A 3,226-nucleotide genomic window follows, 5' to 3' on the forward strand; every position below is an offset into this window, starting at 1 on the left:
CAACAAGGATCGCGCATGAGCCCGTCCGACCCGGCCCCCCCCCCCCCCCGCCGCACCCCCATCCGTTCTCGACCCGAGGAGCACCCACCATGGCCGACGCCGCACGCGCCGCCCGACTCGCCGACCGGATCAAGGTCGTCGTGGCCCAGGCGCTCGAGCGCCGCGTCAAGGACCCCCGGCTGGGGTTCGTGACCATCACCGACGCCCGGGTCACCAACGACCTCCAGCACGCCACCCTCTACTACACGGTCTTCGGCACCGCCGACGAGCAGGAGAGCACCCGGGCGGCCCTGGAGTCCGCCAAGGGCGTCCTGCGCGCCGAGGTCGGGCGCAACATCACGGCCCGCCTCACCCCGACCCTCACGTTCGTCCCCGACGAGATTCCCGTGAACGCCTCCCACCTCGAGGAGGTGCTGCGCGCGGCCCGGGAGAAGGACGCCGAGGTCGCGGCGCAGGCCGCCCGGGCCGCCTACGCGGCCGGGGAGGACCCCTACCGGAAGCCGGCCGAGGAGGACGACGAGTCCTCCGCGGACCGCTGAGCGCCCGGAGGCACCGTCCCGGTGACCCGAGCACACGCTGACGTCCCGAGCCCGGACCCGTCCCTGCCGACGGTGTCCGGGCTCGTGGTCGTGGACAAGCCCGCCGGCTGGACCAGCCACGACGTCGTCGCCCGCATGCGGCGCCTCGCCGGCACCCGCAAGGTCGGCCACGCGGGGACCCTCGACCCCATGGCCACCGGCGTCCTCGTCGTCGGCGTCGAGAAGGCCACCCGCCTGCTGACCTACGTCGTCGGCCAGGACAAGACCTACGAGACCACCGTGCGGCTGGGCCAGAGCACGGTGACCGACGACGCCGAGGGCGAGCTCGTCGGCGTCGCCGACCCCGCCGCCGTGACCGCGGTGACCGACGAGGCCGTCACCGCCGGGGCCGCCCGCCTCACCGGGGCCCTCCTCCAGGTGCCCGCGCAGGTCAGCGCCATCAAGGTCGGCGGCCGCCGCGCCTACGCCCAGGTCCGCGCCGGGCAGGACGTGGAACTCGCCGCCCGGCCCGTAACCGTCTCCGCGTTCGACGTCCACCGCGTCGTGCGCACCACGGACGGCGCCGGACGACCGGTCCTAGACGTCGAGGCGACCGTCACGTGCAGCTCCGGCACCTATGTGCGCGCCCTGGCCCGGGACCTGGGCGCGGACCTGGGCGTCGGCGGGCACCTGACCGCGCTGCGCCGCACCCGGGTGGGCTCGCTGACCCTGGGCTCCGCCGCGACCCTCGAGGAGCTCACCGAGCGGGTGGCCGCGGGCCGGACCCTGCCCGTCACGAGCATCGAGGAGGCCGCCGCCGGGCTCTTCCCGGTCCGCCGGCTGAGCGCCGCCGAGGCCGAGGACACCGCCCACGGCCGGCGGATCGGGCCCAGCCTCGGCGACCCCGCCGACGGGCCCCTCGACAACGACGCCGTCACCGCCGGGTTCGCCCCGGACGGCCGGCTCGTCGCCCTGCTCTGCGACCGCGGCCACCGCGGGGAGCGCACCGCCAAGCCCGTGCTCGTGTTCCTGCCGGGGGAGCGGTTCGTGCCCCCCGGCCCCGCGCCGCACGCCTCCGGGGAGCCGTCCTGATGCTCTGGGGCTACGACGCGTGGTTCTGGGCGTCCGTGGTGCTGGGCGCGCTGTCGTTCCTGCTCTGCGCGGCGCAGGCCATGCGCGGGCGGCGCCCGGACGACTTCACGCAGGGCTCGGTGCTGCTGCTCGAGGCGTTCCTGCTGGTCTACGCGCTCGGCTCGGTCGTGATGCACGTCGTGGGCCCGGGCCCCACCGGCTCGGCCCTCGAGTACTGGGGCTACCTGCTCACCGCCCTGCTGATCCCCGCGGGGACGTTCGTGTGGTCGCTTGTGGAGCGCTCGAGCTGGTCCAACTACGTGCTGGCGGCCGCCGGCCCGGTCGTGGCGATCATGGTCTACCGGATGAACTTCATCTGGTACTACCAGTGAGCCCCGCCGCCGCCACCCCTCCCCGTCCGACCCGAACCGCGCAGGAGCCCTCCCTCATGCCGCAGCAGCCCTCCGACCCCGGTCCCACCCGGCTCCAGCAGCGCTTCGGCCCCCGGGCCGGCGCCGTGCGCGCCGACCGCAAATCCTCCGGCTTCGGGCGGCTGATCACCGTGGTCTACGCGGTCTTCTCCCTCTCCGCCGGCGTCCGGTCGCTGTACCAGGTCCTCACCGACTTCGGCGCCGCCCCGCTGCCCTACCTGCTCTCGGCGTTCGCCGCCGCCGTCTACGTCCTGGCGACCGTCGCCCTCGCCCGCCCCGGGGCCCGCTGGCACCGCCTGGCCACGGCCGCCGTGCTCGTCGAGCTGCTCGGCGTGCTGGGCGTGGGCCTGCTCTCGGTGCTCGCCCCCGGGCTGTTCCCCGAGCAGAGCGTGTGGTCCCACTTCGGCCAGGGCTACGGCTACGTCCCGCTCGTGCTGCCGCTGGTGGGGCTCGCCTGGCTGTGGCGCAGCAGGCCCCGCCGGGACGCCGCCCCGGCCTGAGCCCTCCCGGCCGCCCGTCCCGTGCGGCCCCGCCGCCGCGCAGCGGGTAGGCTCGTGCGGGTGCCGTGACGCCCGCCCGGCCCGCCCGCCGCCCCGTCCCGGAAGGAACCCCGCCCATGCCCGCATGCCCCGACGCCGCCGAGCGCTACGACGTGCCCGTCCTGACCGACGGCACCGTGGTCCTGCGCCGGCTGGAGCCGCGGGACGTCCCGCAACTGGCCCTGAACTGCGCGGACCCCGTGGCGGCCGAGTACACCACCGTGCCGCTGAACTACACCGAGGACGACGCCCGCTGGTACGTCGAGCAGTTCGTCCCGGAGGCGTGGCGCGCGGGCCAGGAGCACAACTGGGCGGTGGCCGACGCCGCGACCGACCGGCTCCTGGGCACCGTCGGGCTCAACGCCCTGCGGGGGACCACGGCCGACGTCGGGCTCAACTTCGGCCCGCACGCCCGGGGCACCGGCGCCGCGGAGGCCGCCTGCCGGCTGCTGCTCGACCACGCCTTCGCCGCGCGGGGGCTCACCTATGCTTACTGGATGGCCAAGGTCCCCAACTGGGCCAGCCGCAAGCTCGCGTGGCGGCTGGGCTTCCGGTCGCCGGTGCGGATCGACGGCTTCATGGCCCAGCGCGGCGCCTCCGTGGATGCCTGGCTGCTGACCCTCGCCGCCGGCGACCCCCGCGCCCCGCAGGCGGCGTGGGACGGCCC

5 protein-coding genes are annotated in these 3,226 nt (G+C 75.9%); all 5 read left to right on the top strand.

The genetic code is table 11. The features are described from left to right. Positions 1 to 89 precede the first annotated feature (89 nt). A complete protein-coding gene (rbfA, locus tag M3185_RS16865; protein ID WP_251334829.1) occupies positions 90 to 539 on the top strand; it encodes a 30S ribosome-binding factor RbfA in 450 nt (149 codons plus the stop codon). 21 nt (positions 540 to 560) lie between these two features. Further along, positions 561 to 1,610, top strand: coding sequence for a tRNA pseudouridine(55) synthase TruB (gene truB, locus M3185_RS16870; protein WP_251334830.1), 1,050 nt, complete (start codon positions 561 to 563; stop codon positions 1,608 to 1,610). Next, entirely contained in the window at positions 1,610 to 1,981 is a 372-nt protein-coding gene (locus M3185_RS16875; RefSeq protein WP_251334831.1) for a hypothetical protein, read from the top strand. The genes truB and M3185_RS16875 overlap by 1 nt, the downstream gene beginning before the upstream one ends. A gap of 56 nt (positions 1,982 to 2,037) precedes the next feature. Then, positions 2,038 to 2,520, top strand: coding sequence for a hypothetical protein (locus M3185_RS16880; RefSeq protein ID WP_251334832.1), 483 nt, complete (start codon positions 2,038 to 2,040; stop codon positions 2,518 to 2,520). A gap of 116 nt (positions 2,521 to 2,636) precedes the next feature. Continuing rightward, positions 2,637 to 3,226: GNAT family N-acetyltransferase (locus M3185_RS16885; RefSeq protein ID WP_251334833.1), on the top strand; the 590-nt coding region annotated here is incomplete at its 3' end.

Origin of the sequence: Kocuria rosea (genome assembly GCF_023715525.1) — a bacterium.
Taxonomy (GTDB): domain Bacteria; phylum Actinomycetota; class Actinomycetes; order Actinomycetales; family Micrococcaceae; genus Kocuria; species Kocuria rosea_A.

What these genes read in the sequence shown, in the direction of transcription:
- rbfA (WP_251334829.1), top strand. Translation starts at nt 90, where the DNA reads ATGGCCGACGCCGCACGCGCCGCCCGACTCGCCGACCGGATCAAGGTC.
- M3185_RS16875 (WP_251334831.1), top strand. Translation starts at nt 1,610, where the DNA reads ATGCTCTGGGGCTACGACGCGTGGTTCTGGGCGTCCGTGGTGCTGGGC.
- M3185_RS16880 (WP_251334832.1), top strand. Translation starts at nt 2,038, where the DNA reads ATGCCGCAGCAGCCCTCCGACCCCGGTCCCACCCGGCTCCAGCAGCGC.